Consider the following 18,364-nt stretch of genomic DNA (forward strand, 5'->3'; position numbering starts at 1 on the left):
TAACGTCCTACAGTTAATAATCTTAAAAATTTAGAGTTATGAGAATGTTGATGTTAGTAATAGTTATGGCTTTAGGGTTAACCGCTAATGCACAGGGAAGAAGAGGTGAACGTATGGAAAGGCTAACGCCAGAGCAAAGGGTTGAACTGCACCTGAAGAAAATGACCCTTGACCTTGACCTGAATGAGAAACAACAGGTAGAAGTTAAAAAACTGCTTACTGAGCAGAGCAAGAAACATGAACAGGTAAAAGCAACAGTAAAAGCCCGCAAGGAAGAAGGTGTTAAACCCACCGCTGACGAACGTTATGAAATGCAAAGCAAAAGGCTTGATGATGAAATTGCAATGCAAAAAGAAATGAAAAAGATACTTACAGCGGAGCAGTTCGAAAAGTTTAAAAAAATGAGGGAAGAACGAAAAGAAAAAGTAGCAAGAAGAGCGAATAAAATTAAAAAAAGAGAGAGACGATAAAATTTCAATGTTAAAGTTTTGTTGTGTTTTGATTTTTAGTTAGATTTGAATTCATAAACACTAAACAAATATTAGTTTTACCATGAAAAAAATAATTGCTGTATTCGCTATGATGCTTGCCTTTGGCTATACTGCCAATGCGCAACAGAAAAAAGTTGCTACTCCTGCACAACAACAGGAAACTATTGATAGAGAAGCGCTTAAAAAAGCTGTAATGAAAGACATAACTGCTCTTTCTGAGAATATGGAGATCTCTGACAGTCAGTTGACCAACCTTAAAGGCCTGTTTGAGTATAAACACCAGGCTCTTGCCGATAAAACCCTTAGCAAAGAACGTAGGGATGCTATTTCTGAAGCTATAGAAGCAAAACTAAGGTCTGGTTTGCCACAAGACCAGGTTGGCAAGCTTGATGAAAACCCTCAACTTCTTTACCAATTAACTCATTAAGAAGAAATAATATTAAAAAGGCTGCCCAATCAGGCAGCCCTTTTTTGTTTATGTAAAAGATAGTTACAGCATATGTATTTCTAACGAGTCATCGGTTTTTACAACTTTTACAATTCCGTTAGATGTTAAGCCTTTTAATGCTTTATCCCATTTTTTGCCGCTAAGCCCGGCCTGATTTTTAAGCGCATCAAGGGCAAGTTGGCTGCTGGCTTTTAGTATCTCTACAATAGCTTTTTCGTCTTCGCTTAATTCAGGTCCTTTTTTCTCCGGCCTCATCTGTGGGAAGAAAAGCACTTCCTGTATCGACGGGTTATTGGTTAAAAACATTATAAGCCTGTCCATACCAATACCAAGGCCAGATGTTGGCGGCATTCCATATTCAAGCGCACGCAAAAAGTCAGAGTCAATAAATTGCGCAGCCTCTACATCGCCGCGTTCACTCAGCTTAAGCTGGGCCTCAAAACGTTCACGCTGGTCAATAGGGTCATTAAGCTCGCTGTAGGCATTCGCAATTTCTTTTCCGCACACCATGAGCTCAAAACGCTCTGTAAGCTCAGGGTTATCACGGTGCTCTTTGCAAAGCGGGCTCATCTCTTTAGGATAGTCGGTAATAAAGGTTGGCTGTATAAAGTTGCCCTCGCATTTCTCTCCGAATATTTCATCGATAAGCTTTCCTTTGCCCATAGTTGCATCAACCTCTATACCCATGCCTTTGGCAGCTTCAAATATTTCCTCTTCTGTTTTTCCTGTAATGTCGAAACCTGTAAACTGCTTAATGGCATCGGTCATGGTGACACGTGCATAAGGTGCTTTAAAGTCGACCTTATGCTCGCCAAAAGTAGCCTCGGTAGTACCGTTAACTGCAATAGCACAATGCTCAAGCAGTTTTTCAGTAAACTCCATCATCCAGTTGTAGTCTTTATAGGCTACATATATCTCCATAGCGGTAAATTCAGGATTATGTGTCCTGTCCATACCCTCATTACGGAAGTTTTTAGAGAATTCATACACACCGTCAAAACCACCTACTATAAGCCTTTTCAGGTAAAGCTCGTTAGCAATACGCATATAAAGCGGAATATCCAGCGAGTTATGGTGCGTTACAAACGGCCTTGCCGCCGCGCCACCCGGTATAGGTTGTAATATTGGTGTTTCTACCTCAAAATAACCTTTGTCGTTAAAGAAGCTGCGCATAGCATTAAATAGTTTTGTGCGCTTTACAAATACTTCTTTCACCTGTGGGTTTACCACAAGGTCAACATAGCGCATACGGTAACGCAGTTCGGGGTCGGTAAAGCCGTCGTGCACTTTACCGTCAGCATCTGTTTTAGGTAATGGCAATGGGCGGAGTGTTTTGCTTAGCAGCGAAAAATCGGTAACCTTAATGGTTTTTTCACCCACCTGTGTGGTAAAAAGTTCGCCTTCAACGCCAATAAAGTCGCCAAGGTCTATCAGTTTTTTAAAAAGCTCGTTATATTTTGTTTTGTCTTCGCCGGGGCAAATTTCGTCGCGGTTCAGGTAAAGCTGAATGCGACCGGTGCTGTCCTGCAGCTCGGCAAAAGAAGCCTTGCCCTGTATGCGGAAACTCATGATGCGGCCTGCCACGACCACCTTTTTGCCTTCAGAAAAATCTTCTTTCACCTGTTTGGCAGTATGGTCTACAGGGAAAAGGTTAGCGGGATACGGATTGATGCCAAGTTTCCTGAGCGCATCCAGTTTTTCTCTACGAATGATTTCTTGTTCTGAAAGCTGCATGATTATTTTGTTTTATAAGCCCGCAAAGATAGTGAATATTAAGAAATAAGCAATTTGGTTTTTGTAATGCACAGCTCGTTAAATGTAACCGTGGCTTAAACTTTTAGTATCTTTGTGTTTCATATTACTTCAAATGAACAAAACTGTTTTATATAAAGACCTGGGAAGGAAAGATTATAAAGAAACCTGGGATTACCAGGAAGAACTTTTTAAAGGTATACTCGATGTAAAAATAAAGAACAGGAGGGAAGAGGCTAATGAACCCACACCGAATTATTTTCTATACGTAGAGCATCCGCATGTATATACATTAGGCAAAAGTGGTGATGCGCAAAACATGCTGCTTAATGAAGAACAGCTTAAAGAAAAGGGAGCCACTTTTTATAAGATAAACCGCGGAGGAGACATTACCTACCATGGCCCCGGGCAGGTTGTGGGCTATCCGATACTTGACCTCGAAAATTTTTTTACAGATATACACAAATACCTGCGCCTGCTTGAGGAATGTATTATCTTAACAATGGCTGACTATGGCTTAGCAGCCGGAAGGAGTGAGGGCGAAACAGGAGTGTGGCTTGATGTGGGCACGCCATTTGTCCGCAAAATATGTGCTATGGGTGTAAGGGCCTCGCGCTGGGTTACCATGCACGGTTTTGCTTTTAACGTAAATGCCGACCTTGGCTACTTTGATAATATCATTCCATGCGGGATAAGAGGGAAGGGGGTAACATCTTTAAATGTTGAACTCGGTAGAGATTATGTAGATGAGGATGATGTTAAAAACAAGATACTGCAACACTTTAGCATGCTTTTTGAGGCACACTTAGTACAGGAAGAAGAAAATAGATTATACTAAACTCTCAGAACCGAACTCGAGCTCAAGTTGCTCCGGCAAAAGTCGGAAAGACATGCGGTGGTATTTTGTAGTGCCGTATTTGCGGATAGCTTCACGATGCTCGGCTGTAGGATATCCTTTGTTGCTTTTCCAGTTGTACATCGGGTATTCCTCATGTATCTTATTCATATACTCATCGCGGTAGGTTTTAGCAAGTACAGAAGCAGCGGCAATGCTGAGGTATTTGCTGTCGCCTTTAACTATGCAACTGTGCGGAATATTACTTACGGGCTTAAATCGATTGCCATCAACAATGATGTATTCAGGAACCGGGTTAAGTGCTTTAATACATTCCTGCATGGCATGAATAGAAGCGTTAAGTATATTGATTTCGTCTATTATAACGGGTTCTATATTGATTACATGATAGCAAAGCGCGGCTTTTTCAATTAACGGGCGCAACCTGTCGCGTGTCTTTTCACTTAATTGCTTAGAATCGTTAAGCTGTTCCATTTCAAAATCAGGCGGTAATATAACGGCCGCTGCAGTAACGGGCCCTGCAAGACAACCCCTGCCTGCCTCGTCAGTACCTGTTTCATATTTAAACCCTGAATGATTAAGTAACAGCATAAAACCCGCTTTGCATATTTAACGTACAAATCTATGTATTATGGTGTGAACTAAAAAATTAACATACGTAGAATGATTTTAATTTATATTTTTGCTAATCATTTTTTTGGGAAAATGTTATAAATTAAATTTTTCGAAGGAAATACGCTATTAACTATTAATTATTTAAGAAATGAAGAAAAATACCGTAAAGTTGTTCATGCTGGCATTTGCCATCGGGGGCAGCTTAACTGCTTACTCCCAAACCAAAGAGCAGGCAGCAAAAATCCTGAGCCATTATGATTTGGTAAAGACCAGGGAGCTTGTTGAAGAACTCAGGATTAAGAATGAAAAGAGCTACAACAGGGCAATGGAACTTGCTGAAGCAAATGGATGGCCGCTGGTAATAAAAATGGACGGTTATAATCAGACATTGATAGGTGTTACAGAAGATGATGAACCTATATATATACAGCCCTATAATGATGCTGCAGCATTTACTGCAAGGGTTAACCTTATAAACTCTGGTGGCTCTTTAGGATATGATTTAAACGGCCAGGGTATGATTGTCGGAATGTGGGAGCCCGGAAAGGTGAGAACATCTCATAATGATCTTTCAGGTGCCGTTACTGTAAAAGACGGAGCTGTTTTTGATGGCGACAATACATCGAGCGACAACAGCCATGCAACACACGTTGCCGGAACAATGATTGGAAGAGGTGCTGTGAATCAAAATAAGCGTGGACTGGCTTATCAGGCAAATATGTTTGCTTATGATGCTGCCAATGATACGGCAGAAGCATTGGCTGCGGCAACAGACCCAAACCAGCCTATTTTAGTTTCAAACCATTCTTACGGGTGGAACCCTGCACAATGGCCTGAGTGGAGAAGAGGGGCTTACACATCTGAAAGTGCAGCATGGGATAATATATGCTCTTCTGCTCCTTACTATCAGCCTGTATTTGCAGCGGGTAACTACAGGGTAGGTGAGACTAAAGACTGGCTTATAAGCGACGGGACTTCAAAAAATTTAGTTGTTGTGGCTGCTAGTGAGCGTATTTTCAGCTCTAACCCAAGCCCATCTGCAATAACAATGAGTAATTTTAGTAGCTATGGCCCGACAGATGACAGGAGGGTTAAGCCGGATATTGCTGCCGATGGTGTAGATGTGATTTCGTGCGATTCTTTTAACAATACATCTTATACACTTAAAAGTGGTACTTCTATGGCGTCTCCGGGTGTAGCAGCTTCACTTTTACTTATGCAGCAGCATTATAATAATGAGAATGGTAATTTTATGAGGGCTTCTACCCTAAGGGGGCTTATGATTCATACGGCTGATGAGGCAGGTTTATATGACGGGCCCGACCACAGGTTCGGATGGGGCTTAATAGATGCTGCAGCAGCGGTACAGCTTATAACAAAAGACAAAACCGGTACAGGTGCGCTTATAGAAGAAAACACCCTTAACCAGGGAGGCTCTTATACGAAAACGGTTAAAGGTACCGGCGGAAAAATGAAAGTAACCATTTGCTGGACAGATCCTTTTAAACCTGGTTCTGTAAACACTGGCTCTAATAACTCTACCACTCCTGTGCTTGCCAATAACCTTGATGTAAGGGTTACTAAAGGCGGTGAAACATTTTTTCCATGGAGGTTAAACAATATTGTTGATCTTGCTCCAATTAAAGCAGATAATAATGTTGATAATGTTGAAGTAATAGAAATCGAAACAACTGAAGCAGGAGCAGACTATATAATAACTGTCACTCATAAAAACAGTCTGCAGGGCGGAATTCAGAACTATGCGTTAATTGCAGATGGTATAACTAATATTAATGGTGTATCTGACAAAGAAAACAGCCTTGTTGGTGTTTATCCTAACCCTGCAACAGATGTACTTAACTTTAACTTAAGCAATTCACTTGCAACTGAAGGGTGCATCATCACCTTATATGATATGCAGGGAAGGCAGGTAAAAAGAGTTGAAAAGTTTGTTGGATCTATAGATGTTACTGACCTTAATTCGGGTGTTTATATGCTTACTGTAGAATTGCCATCACAAAACTATTCGCAAACAGAAAAGATTGTAATTAACTAAACTTTACATAAATTTCAAAATTAACTAATTATTTCACGCAACCTTTTTCTTAATAATTTATCTATATAATACAAAGTGCTAAGATTTCATAATAATTTACACGTGTTGTAAAACATTATTATTCCGAAGTAATACTTGTTTTATTAATAAATTATTAAGAAGTTTGCGGTTAACTAACTCAAATTAATAAAGTATGAGATCGAAGTTTACTTGGATTATGACGCTCTTGCTGGCGTTTTCATTTGGTTTCTCTTTTGCGCAGGAGAAAACAGTAACCGGTACGGTGTCGGATGAAGTCGGTCCGCTTCCTGGTGCCAGTGTGCTAGTTAAAGGTACACAAAGAAGTGTGCAGACTGATATTAATGGTAGGTACTCTATCAATGCTAATGTTGGGGATGTTCTTGAATATTCTTATGTTAGTTATCAGTCACAATCAGTAACAGTTGGCGCATCAAATACTATTGATGTAGTACTTACAGCTACTGTTCTTGACCCTATTGTAAAAGACGTGTACAGGACTACTACAGAAAGAAAATCAGTTTCTGCAGTTAAGGTCTTATCTGTTGAAGCAGTAGAAGACAGGGCGAATGCCAACATCCTGCAAAGCCTTCAGGGCCAGGTTGCAGGTCTTAACATTGCTACAGGTTCCGGACAGCCGGGTGCCGACGTTACCATTATCCTTCGTGGTATTGGTTCGATAAACGGTAACATTGAGCCTTTATTTGTAGTGGATGGTATACCTGTTGATGAAGATGGTTTTAGGAGTATCAACCAAAATGATATCGCTTCTTACCAGATTCTTAGTGATGCTGCTGCTACCTCTATCTATGGTAACAGGGGTGCTAACGGTGTAATCGTTATTACCACTAAAAAAGGTAGCTACGGTCAAAAATTAGGTATCCGTTATACTTCTCAGTTTGGTTTTACTCAATTGCAGCCTCTTAACATGGAGTTAATGAGCTCAAGGCAGTTACTTTACTTCCAGAAAGAGAACGGCGTAGGTTTGGGTTCAACTTTAACTGATGCCGAAATTGATGCAAGGGCTGCTCAGACCAACACATACTGGGCTGATATATTCTTCAGGACTGGTGTTACAAAATCTCACGATATTGCAATAACTTCAGGTTCTGAGAACACGAACAACTTTACATCTCTTGGATATTTTGAGCAGGATGGTGTTTTCCTTAATACAAACCTTAAGCGTTTTACTGTAAGGAATAACTTTCAGGGTAAATCTGAAAACGGTAAGTTTAACTATGGTATGAACCTAAACGCTAACTTCTCAAGGTCTAGCGGTATAGATGGTGCCGGTAGTAATGCTGTATTCTTTGCGCCTTTCAGGGCTGCATTACATGGTTTACCATATCTTTCTCCTTACAATCCTGACGGTAGTATTACTATTGATGGTGGCTTGACTCCCGGTGATCCTAATGGTGTTATTGTAGATAACGTTCCTTACGTATTATTGAATTCTGCAAGAATGAATACTGATATTGAGGATGAGATTAAAATACTTGCCAGCTTTAATGCTGATTATAACTTTGCTGAGCACTTTACTGCTGCAATGCAAATGGGTGTTGACTTTAGCAACTTTAAAACACTTGAAATACTTCACCCTGACAGTTTACTAGGGCCATTCCAGGTAGATCAGGATGCAGAATTTGGTGGTATTCAGCAGGAAGCTTCTTCAAGAGACTTCAGGTTTAACTCACTTTTCAGTGTAAACTACCAAAATACTTTTGCTGAGAAGCACAATGTAAGCATTTCTGCTTATGTAGAGTATAATAAAGCGCATTTAGATGGAATAAACTTTACGCAGCTTGGTTTAGATCCAAGGCTTGTAGGTTCTGGTGCAGCTTTCATTGCAGGTGATACTTTTGAAGATCTTGATGGTAACCCTGCTACTCCTGACACGCAGCCATACATACCAACTGTAGGTTCTACTAAGTTAGAGGAAGGTCTTTTCTCTTATTTTGGTAACGTTGATTATGATTATGACGGAAGATTTGGTTTAACTGCAACTGTAAGGCGCGATGCATCTTTCAGGTTTATTGACGATAATAGGTGGGGTACTTTCTACTCTGTTGGTGGTCGTTGGAATATCGATACTGAGTCATTTATGGATGGTTCTTCTTTCAATCTTCTTAAGCTAAGGGGTTCATTTGGTACATCTGGTAACCAAAGGATAAGCAATACTCAATATGCTGCACTTAACCTTTACAGGAGCCTTTATGGTGCAGGTGGCGGATACAACGGTTCAGTATCTACTGTACCTACTGTTATTGGTAACCCTGACCTTAGGTGGGAGCAAACTGAGCAGACAAACATAGGTGTTGACTTTGGTGTATGGGAGAACAGGCTGACAGGTACAGTTGACGTGTATAGAAAACTTACAACAGATCTTTTCCAAAGCACACCTGTTTCGCCTGTAAATGCAACTACTGCTATCAGTACAAACATTGGTGCGATGGAAAACGAAGGTGTTGAGTTAACATTAAAGTATACCCTTTACAACAAAAACGACTGGAGGATTGAAGTGAATGGTAACACATCTTACAACAAGAACAAGATAAGGGATTTACCTGAAAGCTTTGAAGGTGTTGTAAATGATGGTGGTTCTACTGCACTACTTGAAGGAGAATCATTCGGTACCTTCTATGTAGTTCGTTATGCAGGTGTTAACCCATCTAACGGTAACCCACTTTTCTATACTGCTGAAGGTGGCTTAACTGAAACTTTAAACGATGCTGACAGGGTTTCTACTGGTAAATCATATATACCTGTTTGGCAGGGTGGTTTCGGTACCTTTATAAGCTACAAGCGTTTCGAATTCAGTACTCAGTGGGCTTATGTGGCTGATATATACAGAAATAACCTTGACTATGCTGAACTTGAAGAGACAAACGTACTTGATGATGGTTCTAACAGGGTTGTAACAACTGCTAATGCATGGAAAAATCCTGGCGATATTACAAGTGTACCACGTATAGGAAATGCTTTTGGTGCAGTAGATTACATCAACTCTACCGACAGGTACCTTGAAGATGCTTCATACCTAAGGCTAAGGAATATAATGCTTGGTTATACATTTAGCCCTGAATTATTAAAGGAAACTCCTTTTACAGGTTTAAGGTTCTTCGTACAGGGTGAAAACCTGCTTACTTTCAGCTCATGGAGAGGTTGGGATGCTGAAGGTGGTTTCAGGAGCACAGACAGGGGTAACTATCCAACTCCTAAAATTTATACTCTTGGAGCAGTTATTAATTTCTAAAAAAAATGAAAATGAAAAACATATTTAAATTTAGCTTATTAGCGCTGTTTTTAGGATTTGTTTCCTGTGATGATGCTATCGATATCAGACAGGAGTCGGAGCTTGATGAGGAAGTTGCTTACCAGACGGTAGATGACCTTCAGACAGGACTTAATGGTGTATATGCTGCATACGGGCCTGATTTTGGTGGTAACGGTGCAGGAGATATTATCTTGTTTAATGCATTGTTTACCGATAATATAAAGAGAGGTATTAACAGTAGCGGACAGGGTAACCAAGAGTATAATTTTATACTTCAGCCGGGTACAGATTTTCCTAATAGGCTGTGGTCTAACCGCTATGCTGTAATTAACTTTTCTAACAGGTTATTAAGGGCATGGGAAAGAGTAGCGGCTGGCCTTACTGATGAAAATGAAATAGTTCGTGCAAACCATATTAAAGGACAGGCAATTGCTATGAGGGCTCTTTGCCACTTTGATTTGCTGCAGTACTTCTCACCTAACTATCAGGATGATAATGCACCTGGCGTGATCATAATGGATTTTGTGCCTAATGTTACTGAAACTTACCAAAGAAACACAACAGGTGAAGTATTCGAATTTATAAAAGCTGACCTTGATGAAGCAACCGGATTATTAGCTGGGTTCACTAACCCTCCTTACTATATCAACGGTGATGTTGTTCAGGCAATAAGGACAAGAGTAGCACTTTGTGAAGGCGACTACGAAACTGCAAGGACGCTGTCTACAGATCTTGCTACCCGTTTTGCGCCTGTACAACCTGAAGAATATTTTGCTATGTTTATTGATGATGCTACTTCTGATGAAGAAATATTTACATTGGCAAGGGTTCAGGGTGATAACGGAGTTGTAAGCCTGTTCTACGCTAATGAGGCAACAATAAGCGGTAGCCCTTTCTTTGAGCTTTCTAACAGTTTATTTAATGCTATTCCTAGCGGTGATATCAGGAGGCAGGTTCTTGTAGAGCCAACTTCAGACATAAGTGAAAATATCATACTTATTGGTAAATACAGAGGTAATGCCGCAGACCAGCAAATCAATGATATTAAATTGATACGCGGTTCTGAAATGTACCTGATCATGGTGGAGACTATGGCTCGTGCAGGTATGTTAAACGAGGCTGAGCAGGCAATGCTTGCGTTCCGTCAAACTCGTAATTTGTCAGGTACTGTATTTGCTCCTGACTATCCGACTGTTGATGCTGCTCTTGTTGATGTTTTAGCTGAAAGGCGTATTGAGTTAGCTTTTGAAGGCCACAGATATCTTGACCTTAAGAGGCTTGGTACTGAGCTTGGTATAGGAATTGATCGTGATGATGCAGACTGCGCATCATTCTCAGCTCCTTGTAACTTACCTGCAGGTGATTATAGGTTTACACTGCCTATACCACGTAATGAGGTTAGGGCTAATCCTTCAATACAGCAAAATCCCCAGTATTAAAATAAAAAAAATTGATTATGAAATTAATTGTTAAATTATTATTTATTGCTTTAGTTTTTGCATCATGCGAAGACGTTGAGCCCATTGTATACAATGGTAATATAGAGCAAAACCAGACTTTTTTAAGTTTTTCTAGATCATCTTACTTATTGCCTGTTGTACAAAATACTACAGGTGAAGTAGTAGTTACTTTAAATTCTAGTACTGTTGCTGATTATGACAGGACTTATAACCTTGAAGTTACGCTTCCAGATAACCAGTCTGCTGCTAATCCTGAGACGTTTGAAGTACCAAGTACTATCACAATTCCTGCAGGAGAGTATCAGGGTTTTATAACTATTACAGGTGTAGATAACAATCTTGTTGATGAAAACAGGAAATCATTTACTATTACAATCACTAATGTTGACGAAAATACTGAAATTGCCGACAGCAACTCTGCAGTAATCAACATATATGAGGTATGCCCATTACAGGATGATTTCCTTGGCCAATACCAAGTGCAGGTAATCCAGCCATGGTTAGCGCCAACGCTTCCGGCTTTCTCTGCCGGTGTAGTTACTCTGACTCAGGGTGATACTCCTTTTGAAAGGGTATTTACAGCTAACGTATATCCTGGATATTGTGGTGCTACACAGTTAACAATTGCATTTGCTTGTAACTTTGTAAACCTGTCAGAAGAAGTTGAAACTTGTCTTCGTTGTACAAGCGACCCTGCTGATTTACTTATAACTTTTGCTCCGGTTGATTTAGATATGAGATCTCCTTATAACACTAATGATGATTCTTATTTCGAATTAACATTTAACGAAAACTCTGTGGGTAACTGTGGTGATGGTGATCAGTTTACTGTTGTAACATTTACTAAGGTTGAGTAGTAATTAAAAACTTAAAATCAATTATGAAAAAAATATTTTATAGCATTTTAACAATAGTTACCGCTCTGTCAATAGCTAGCTGTGATTACAACAATCCTAACGAAGATAAATTCGGCTTGGATTCAGAAAGTGGTTGGTTAGAATTTGAGGTAGCTAACACATATGTAATTTCCGGTCTTCAAACTGAATTTACTGTGCCGGTTAAGCTTATGGCGCCAACTAACAAGTCTGGTTTAAGTTTTAACTATACTATTACTGATGTTGAAGGTACTCTGGAAGGAGTTATCGGATATACAGGTACCGGCAGTGTTCCAAAAAACAGTGTTGACGGTAGTATTGTGTTTACTTTACCGGAAGCTGAACTTACTTCTTGTGTTAGTTTTACTATTACTTTAACTTCTACCAGCCGAAGCAATGTACAGATTGGCCTTGAAGATAACAGTAAGCCAATAACGCATACAGTAACTGTAGGAAGAGGCCGTAACTTTTTACTAGGAAATTATAATACAATAGAAGACGGAACATTTACATATACTACAGTTGTTTCTGCCGGTGAAGCACCAAATGAAATAATTGTTAATAATATATATGATGCAAATCCTGATTCTGAAACACAACTTTTCCTTCAGGCTGTTTCAAGAAGCGCTAACGGAATGGTTTCTTATCCTAATTTCTTAGGTAACTACCTGTTTACAAATAGTAATGTCGGAGATCTTTATGTAAGTAATGATTACTCTACTTTCTTTGATGAAGAGGCTCCTGCAAGTACTATTGATGCATGTTCAGGTGTTTTCGATCTTAATTTCTTCCTGGTATATGGAGACCCGGGAGCATATGAAACAACAAACACAATCAATGTTGTAATGACAAAACAATAATTCCTAATTATTGTATTTATATAAAACCCGCTTTATAAGCGGGTTTTTTTATGAATAGTAGTTTTTAAAATTTATATTTGCTACCGCACATTATTGCAGGATATGTTTAGGAAACTCATACTTCTTTTTATTTTTTTTCTGATATCTGCCGGGGCAGATGCACAGGTATTGCGAAGTAAAGCAGATAGCCGCAGTGCTATCGACACAACCGGTACGTCAAGGAGGGCTTTTAATGCTTCACCTGCAGCAAAAACCGCATCTGATTCTATTGCTACAATTGATATGTATAAGATTGTAACTTTAGATCGTGATACTACCTATGTAGATACATCGCTTACCATTAAAGCAGAATATAAAGCTAATTATTTACGTAAAGATAATTTTGGCTTATTGCCGTTCAATAACATAGGTCATACCTATAATATCCTTGATTACAGCCAGGTAGAGTATGACCCTTTCCCGCAGTTCGGTTTCAGGGCGAAGCAATTTGCTTATATGGAAGTTGATGATATCAGGTACTATAATGTAGCAACACCATTTACGGATCTTTTTTACCGTTCTGTATTGCAGCAGGGTCAAATAATGGATGCCTTTATTACTGCGAATACATCACCCAACCTTAACTTTGCGGTGGGGTATAAAGGAATACGCTCTATCGGTAAGTATATAAACTCTATCGTTAGTAATGGTAACTTCAGGTTTATTACAAGTTATAATACTACCGACAGGCGTTATATACTGAAACTTCACATCACTGCTCAGGACTTTTCGAGTCAGGAAAATGGCGGGATAGTAAACCTTGAAAATTTTGAAAGTGGCGAAGAGCCCTACACGCAAAGGGAACGACTTGAAGTATATTTTAATGATGCAACATCCTTACTAAAAGGCAACCGTTATTTTGTAGATCATACATTCAGGCTGAGTAAAGATAATCCCAATAGTATAGTACTGCGCCACAGGTTTAATTACGAAAATAAATTCTTTAATTATACTCAAGCCACCGTTAGTGACAGGTTTGGTGATGCCTTTACCAACAGGGTATACGACAAAACCCGTTATAACCGTATGTATAATATGGTTGGTGCTGCTTACTCTAATCAGAATATTGGTGATTTAGAATTTTACCTTGAAGATTTTAATTATAACTATTATTATAACAGAATTGTTTTAGCTGAAGATGGAACTATAGCGATACCAAACTCTATTAGCGACCGCATAAATACCTATGGTGCCCGCTACAGCTATCAGAAAGGAAAGTGGAAAGGAAGTCTTTTAGTGTCGAATTCTATAACCGACCAGTCGCTTGCCAATATAGAGGGTGCTGTAAGATATAAACTTGACGAAGATAATAGCATCAGGTTGCGCTACCAGAAAATGAATAAGCTGCCTAACCTCAATTTCAGGTTGTATCAAAGTGATTATGCCAATTACAACTGGAGCAACAACTATAAGAATGAGAAGATAAACAGCTTTGAAGCCGAAGCTGTAACAAAATGGGTTTCTGCATCAGCACAATATACTATACTTAACGACCATCTTTATTTTAGAAATACCAATACACTTGTTAATGAGCAGGGTTTAGATTCGCTGCTACTCATCAAACCTGATCAATATAGCAATACTATAAATTACTTTTCGGTAAAGCTGAATAAAGAGTTCCGTTTCTGGAAACTGGCGCTCGATAACACGGTACTGTACCAGCAGGTAGCGCAGGATAACAACATCCTTAATGTTCCGGATTTTGTAACCCGTAATACATTATATTTTTCAGACGCTTTCTTTAAAAAGGCCCTTTACATTCAAACGGGTGTAACCTTCCAGTACTTTACCGAATATTATGGTAATGACTATAATCCGCTTATTGGTGAGTTTTATGTGCAGGAGCGTAAAAAAATAGGTGGTTATCCTTTGTTTGATTTCTTCATAAATGCAAAAATCCGGCAGTTCAGGTTATTCCTGAAAGCGGAACACTTTAATTCCGGTTTTAGCAATCCGAATTTCTACAGTGCACCTAATTACCCATACCGCGATTTTACAATCAGGTTTGGTGTAATATGGGACTTCTTTACCTAAAAGCATAATTAACTATTATATCTGAAGGATTCGCAATATCTTTGCCCTGAAATTATAATTCAGATAAAACTGCTGTAATGAAATACGCAAAAAATATACTTGAAACCATTGGTAACACCCCCTTGGTAAAACTCAACAAAATCACGAAAGAGATAGATGCTTTGGTGCTGGCTAAGGTGGAAACCTTTAACCCCGGCAACTCTGTAAAAGACCGTATGGCGGTGAAAATGATAGAGGATGCCGAGGCTGATGGCAGGCTAAAACCGGGAGGCACTATTATAGAGGGTACGTCGGGTAATACAGGTATGGGCCTTGCCCTTGCGGCAATCGTAAAAGGCTATAAGCTGATTTGCGTTATATCAGATAAGCAGTCTAAAGAAAAAATGGATATACTGAGGGCTGTTGGCGCCAAGGTAGTGGTTTGCCCTACCGATGTTGAGCCGACCGACCCACGTTCATATTACTCTGTATCAAAACGCCTGGCTACCGAAACGCCAAATGCGTGGTATGTAAACCAGTACGATAACCCGTCTAACGCGGTTGCACATTACGAGCAGACAGGCCCTGAAATCTGGGAACAGACAGAAGGTAAAATTACCCATTTTGTAGTTGGCGTGGGTACGGGCGGTACTATATCAGGCGTGGCAAAATACCTGAAAGAACGCAATCCTAACGTTAAAATATGGGGTATAGATACCTATGGTTCGGTATTTAAAAAATATCATGAAACAGGTGTCTTTGACGAGAACGAAATTTATTCATATATAACAGAAGGCATTGGTGAAGACATACTTCCTAAAAATGTTGACTTCTCATTAATCGACGGCTTTACCAAAGTTACCGATAAAGATGCTGCGGTATATACGCGCAAGCTGGCTCTTGAAGAGGGTATTTTTGTGGGTAACTCAGCCGGGGCGGCAATAAAAGGTGTATTACAGCTCAAAGAGCATTTTAAGCCCGAAGATGTTGTTGTAGTGCTTTTCCACGACAGCGGCAGCAGGTATGTTGGTAAAATGTTTAATGATGACTGGATGCGCGAGCGCGGCTTTTTAGAAGAAGAAATAACCAAGGCAGAAGACCTTATTAAAGAACATATTGATAAACCGCTTGTAGTGGTACGTACTGAGGAGCTGGTATCGCATGCTATAGAGCGTCTTCGCAAGTATAAAATATCGCAGATACCCGTAATAGACACAACAGGCTTTGTAGGCTCTGTTGATGAAACAGACCTTTTCCGCAGCTATGTGGAAGATAAGGATATTTCAGAAAAGCCGATTAAAGATGTAATGGGTAAGCCTTACCCGGTTGTGCAGGCCAATACCCCCGTAGAGGAAGTGTCTAAACTTATCAATAAAGACAACCAGGCAGTGCTGGTTGATCTGGGAGATGGAAGGCACCACATAATAACAAAGCACGATATAATAAGCGCCATAAAATAACACTAACCCCTGCCACGGCAGGGGTTTTTATTTATATTTGTTTTTTCGCTCAGGATATGGACTTTACCGCAATAGATTTTGAAACCGCTACAGGCCACCCGCACAGTGCCTGTGCTGTTGGTATCGTTACGGTACAGCAGGGTATCATTACCGACGAATATTACACACTGATACAGCCACCCGATAACGAATACTGGTACCGCAATGTAATGGTACACGGTATCCGCCCTGCTGAAACCTTAAATGCTCCATTATTTGACGATTTATATCCCGAAATTCACAAAAGGCTACACGGGCGTACTATAGTGGCACACAATGAAGTTTTTGACCGTAATGTGCTTAAAAAAACCATGCGCTGGTATGGGCTGTATTATGATGAACTTGAAATAGCCGACAGATGGGAGTGTACATGCCGAATCTACAGGGCGAAGGGTTACAAACCAGCCAATCTGAAAGCTTGTAGTGAGCGTAACGGCATAGAACTAAACCACCATGAGGCATTGTCTGATGCGCGGGCTTGTGCAAAATTGTATATATTGCACCAGCGCCAGGTAAAGCTTGTGTTGTAGTAAAATGCATACCAACTAAAATGATGAAAGAAGACTTTCTGCACCATGTGTGGCAGTTTAAAAAGTTTAAGGTCCAGGACTTAAAGACGGTGCAGGGCGAACCCTTGCAGATAATCAGTGCGGGGCAGTACCTGCAACAATCAGGCCCTGACTTTTTTAATGCACAACTACGCATCGGTAATCAAACCTGGGCGGGGAATGTGGAGATACACATAAAGTCATCCGACTGGTACCTGCACAGCCATGAGCGGGATGCTGCCTATGATAATGTGATACTGCACGTGGTGTGGGAGCATGATACAGAAGTGATGCGTGCCGATAATACCGAAATACCTGTCTTGGAATTAAAGCATTATACAGATGAAAATTTGCTGAACAGCTATAACGCGCTTGCTTCTCAAAAAACATGGATTTACTGCGAAAAAGAACTGGAGCATCTCAATGCATTTGTAAAAGAAAACTGGAAGGAAAGGCTCTTTTTTGAAAGGCTGGAACGAAAGGCACAACCCATTTTACAGCTTGCCAAAGAAACAGGAGGCGACTGGGAAGCGGCTTTATTTTGTTTTCTTGCTAAAAACTTCGGGCTTAATACCAACGGCATGGCATTTTTAGATATTGCCAAGTCGGTGCCGTTTGCCATAGTACGCAAAGAAAGTTTTGAGATAGAAAATATTGAAGCATTGTTATTGGGAAGGGCAGGGCTGCTTGACTGTGACTATGAAGAAACTTACCCTAAAGAGCTTAAACAGCGTTATGCCTACATAAAAACAAAGCACAGGCTTGAACCTTCGCATGCATTACCTTTAGAGTTTTTCAGGCACAGGCCGGATAATTTCCCTACTATCAGGCTGGCACAACTGGCGCAATTATACCACACACACCAAAACCTTTTTTCTAAAGTAATAGCTAACGATAGCCTGGAAGAAATCAGGAGCCTTTTTTCGGTTAAAGTATCAGCATACTGGGAAACACACTACCGTTTTGATAAAGAAAGCCCTAAAAAGAGGAAAGCGCTGACGCAGTCATTTATAGATTTACTTATAATAAATACTGTTGTACCTTTTCGGTTTGCTTATGCAAAAGCAACGGGTAACGAAAATAGCGAAAGTCTTATACAGCTTTTACAACAGCTCCCTCCCGAAAAGAACAGCATTATAGATAAGTTCAGTTTGTTTAAACTCCCGTCGGTATCAGCTTATGACACGCAGTCACTGTTACAGCTTAAAAATGAATACTGCGCAAACAAACGCTGCATGCAATGCGCCTTTGGTTTGGAATTGCTGAAAAAATAACCACATATAAAAAGATTACTTACATTTGAAAAATATAACAGCTAAAGCATACTCAATGTCTTTTGTAACTAACATACGTCATTTTTTCGAGAAGCATGGGTTTCATGTGTCATCGCGACTTGCTGACAGGCTGGGTATGCGCGCTACCAACGTTAGGCTCTTTTTCATTTATATATCGTTTGTAACAGTTGGGCTTTGGTTTGGCGTATATCTTACCCTTGCTTTCTGGCTAAAGCTGAAAGACATGATATACACAAAGCGCAGTTCTGTTTTCGATCTTTAGCCT

Annotated in this window: 15 protein-coding genes; 13 read left to right on the top strand and 2 right to left on the bottom strand. The window is 40.0% G+C overall.

The genetic code is table 11. The annotated features are described in order from the left end of the window. Positions 1-38: 38 nt before the first annotated feature. Together KJK34_RS05975 and KJK34_RS05980 are read left to right on the top strand one after the other, a co-directional pair. Positions 39-470 carry a DUF4890 domain-containing protein gene (locus tag KJK34_RS05975; protein WP_223052949.1) on the top strand — a complete coding sequence of 144 codons (432 nt, stop codon included), beginning with the start codon at positions 39-41 and terminating at the stop codon, positions 468-470. An 82-nt stretch (positions 471-552) separates the two neighbouring features. Next, entirely contained in the window at positions 553-918 is a 366-nt protein-coding gene (locus KJK34_RS05980) for a hypothetical protein (RefSeq protein ID WP_223052950.1), read from the top strand. A gap of 63 nt (positions 919-981) precedes the next feature. Here KJK34_RS05980 and lysS read toward each other — a convergent pair whose 3' ends face one another. Continuing rightward, the gene (lysS, locus tag KJK34_RS05985; protein WP_223052951.1) at positions 982-2,673 is read right to left on the bottom strand and encodes a lysine--tRNA ligase; all 1,692 of its coding nucleotides are present in this window, start codon (positions 2,671-2,673) and stop codon (positions 982-984) included. 133 nt (positions 2,674-2,806) lie between these two features. On the opposite strand from lysS, the gene lipB reads away from it, so the two are divergent. After that, positions 2,807-3,529: a lipoyl(octanoyl) transferase LipB gene (gene lipB, locus KJK34_RS05990; protein ID WP_223052952.1), complete on the top strand. Its 723-nt coding sequence runs from the start codon at positions 2,807-2,809 to the stop codon at positions 3,527-3,529. On the opposite strand, the gene rnhB is transcribed toward lipB, so the two are convergent. After that, positions 3,521-4,138 (bottom strand): ribonuclease HII, encoded by a 618-nt coding sequence (gene rnhB, locus KJK34_RS05995; protein ID WP_223052953.1) that lies wholly within the window; start codon positions 4,136-4,138, stop codon positions 3,521-3,523. The genes lipB and rnhB overlap by 9 nt on opposite strands. Positions 4,139-4,310: 172 nt before the next feature. On the opposite strand from rnhB, the gene KJK34_RS06000 reads away from it, so the two are divergent. The 10 genes from KJK34_RS06000 (at position 4,311) to KJK34_RS06045 (ending at position 18,361) form a co-directional block, all read left to right on the top strand. Then, positions 4,311-6,218: a S8 family serine peptidase gene (locus KJK34_RS06000; RefSeq protein ID WP_223052954.1), complete on the top strand. Its 1,908-nt coding sequence runs from the start codon at positions 4,311-4,313 to the stop codon at positions 6,216-6,218. A 193-nt stretch (positions 6,219-6,411) separates the two neighbouring features. Then, a complete protein-coding gene (locus KJK34_RS06005) occupies positions 6,412-9,489 on the top strand; it encodes a SusC/RagA family TonB-linked outer membrane protein (protein ID WP_223052955.1) in 3,078 nt (1,025 codons plus the stop codon). Positions 9,490-9,500: 11 nt separating this feature from the next. Then, entirely contained in the window at positions 9,501-10,949 is a 1,449-nt protein-coding gene (locus KJK34_RS06010) for a RagB/SusD family nutrient uptake outer membrane protein (protein ID WP_223052956.1), read from the top strand. Positions 10,950-10,966: 17 nt separating this feature from the next. Next, entirely contained in the window at positions 10,967-11,827 is an 861-nt protein-coding gene (locus KJK34_RS06015; RefSeq protein WP_223052957.1) for a hypothetical protein, read from the top strand. A gap of 23 nt (positions 11,828-11,850) precedes the next feature. Next, complete coding sequence (locus KJK34_RS06020) at positions 11,851-12,705, top strand: hypothetical protein (RefSeq protein WP_223052958.1); 855 nt, start codon at positions 11,851-11,853, stop codon at positions 12,703-12,705. Between the two features lie 102 nt (positions 12,706-12,807). Further along, the gene (locus KJK34_RS06025; RefSeq protein WP_223052959.1) at positions 12,808-14,778 is read left to right on the top strand and encodes a putative porin; all 1,971 of its coding nucleotides are present in this window, start codon (positions 12,808-12,810) and stop codon (positions 14,776-14,778) included. Between the two features lie 77 nt (positions 14,779-14,855). After that, positions 14,856-16,217 carry a pyridoxal-phosphate dependent enzyme gene (locus tag KJK34_RS06030; protein WP_223052960.1) on the top strand — a complete coding sequence of 454 codons (1,362 nt, stop codon included), beginning with the start codon at positions 14,856-14,858 and terminating at the stop codon, positions 16,215-16,217. A 56-nt stretch (positions 16,218-16,273) separates the two neighbouring features. Next, positions 16,274-16,786: a 3'-5' exonuclease gene (locus KJK34_RS06035; RefSeq protein WP_223052961.1), complete on the top strand. Its 513-nt coding sequence runs from the start codon at positions 16,274-16,276 to the stop codon at positions 16,784-16,786. A gap of 23 nt (positions 16,787-16,809) precedes the next feature. Next, positions 16,810-18,078 carry a DUF2851 family protein gene (locus tag KJK34_RS06040; RefSeq protein ID WP_223053207.1) on the top strand — a complete coding sequence of 423 codons (1,269 nt, stop codon included), beginning with the start codon at positions 16,810-16,812 and terminating at the stop codon, positions 18,076-18,078. Positions 18,079-18,133: 55 nt separating this feature from the next. Next, positions 18,134-18,361, top strand: a complete 228-nt coding sequence (locus tag KJK34_RS06045; RefSeq protein WP_223052962.1) for a PspC domain-containing protein — start codon at positions 18,134-18,136, stop codon at positions 18,359-18,361. Positions 18,362-18,364: the final 3 nt, after the last annotated feature.

This window comes from Flavobacterium coralii, assembly GCF_019891545.1.
Lineage (GTDB): Bacteria > Bacteroidota > Bacteroidia > Flavobacteriales > Flavobacteriaceae > Flavobacterium > Flavobacterium coralii.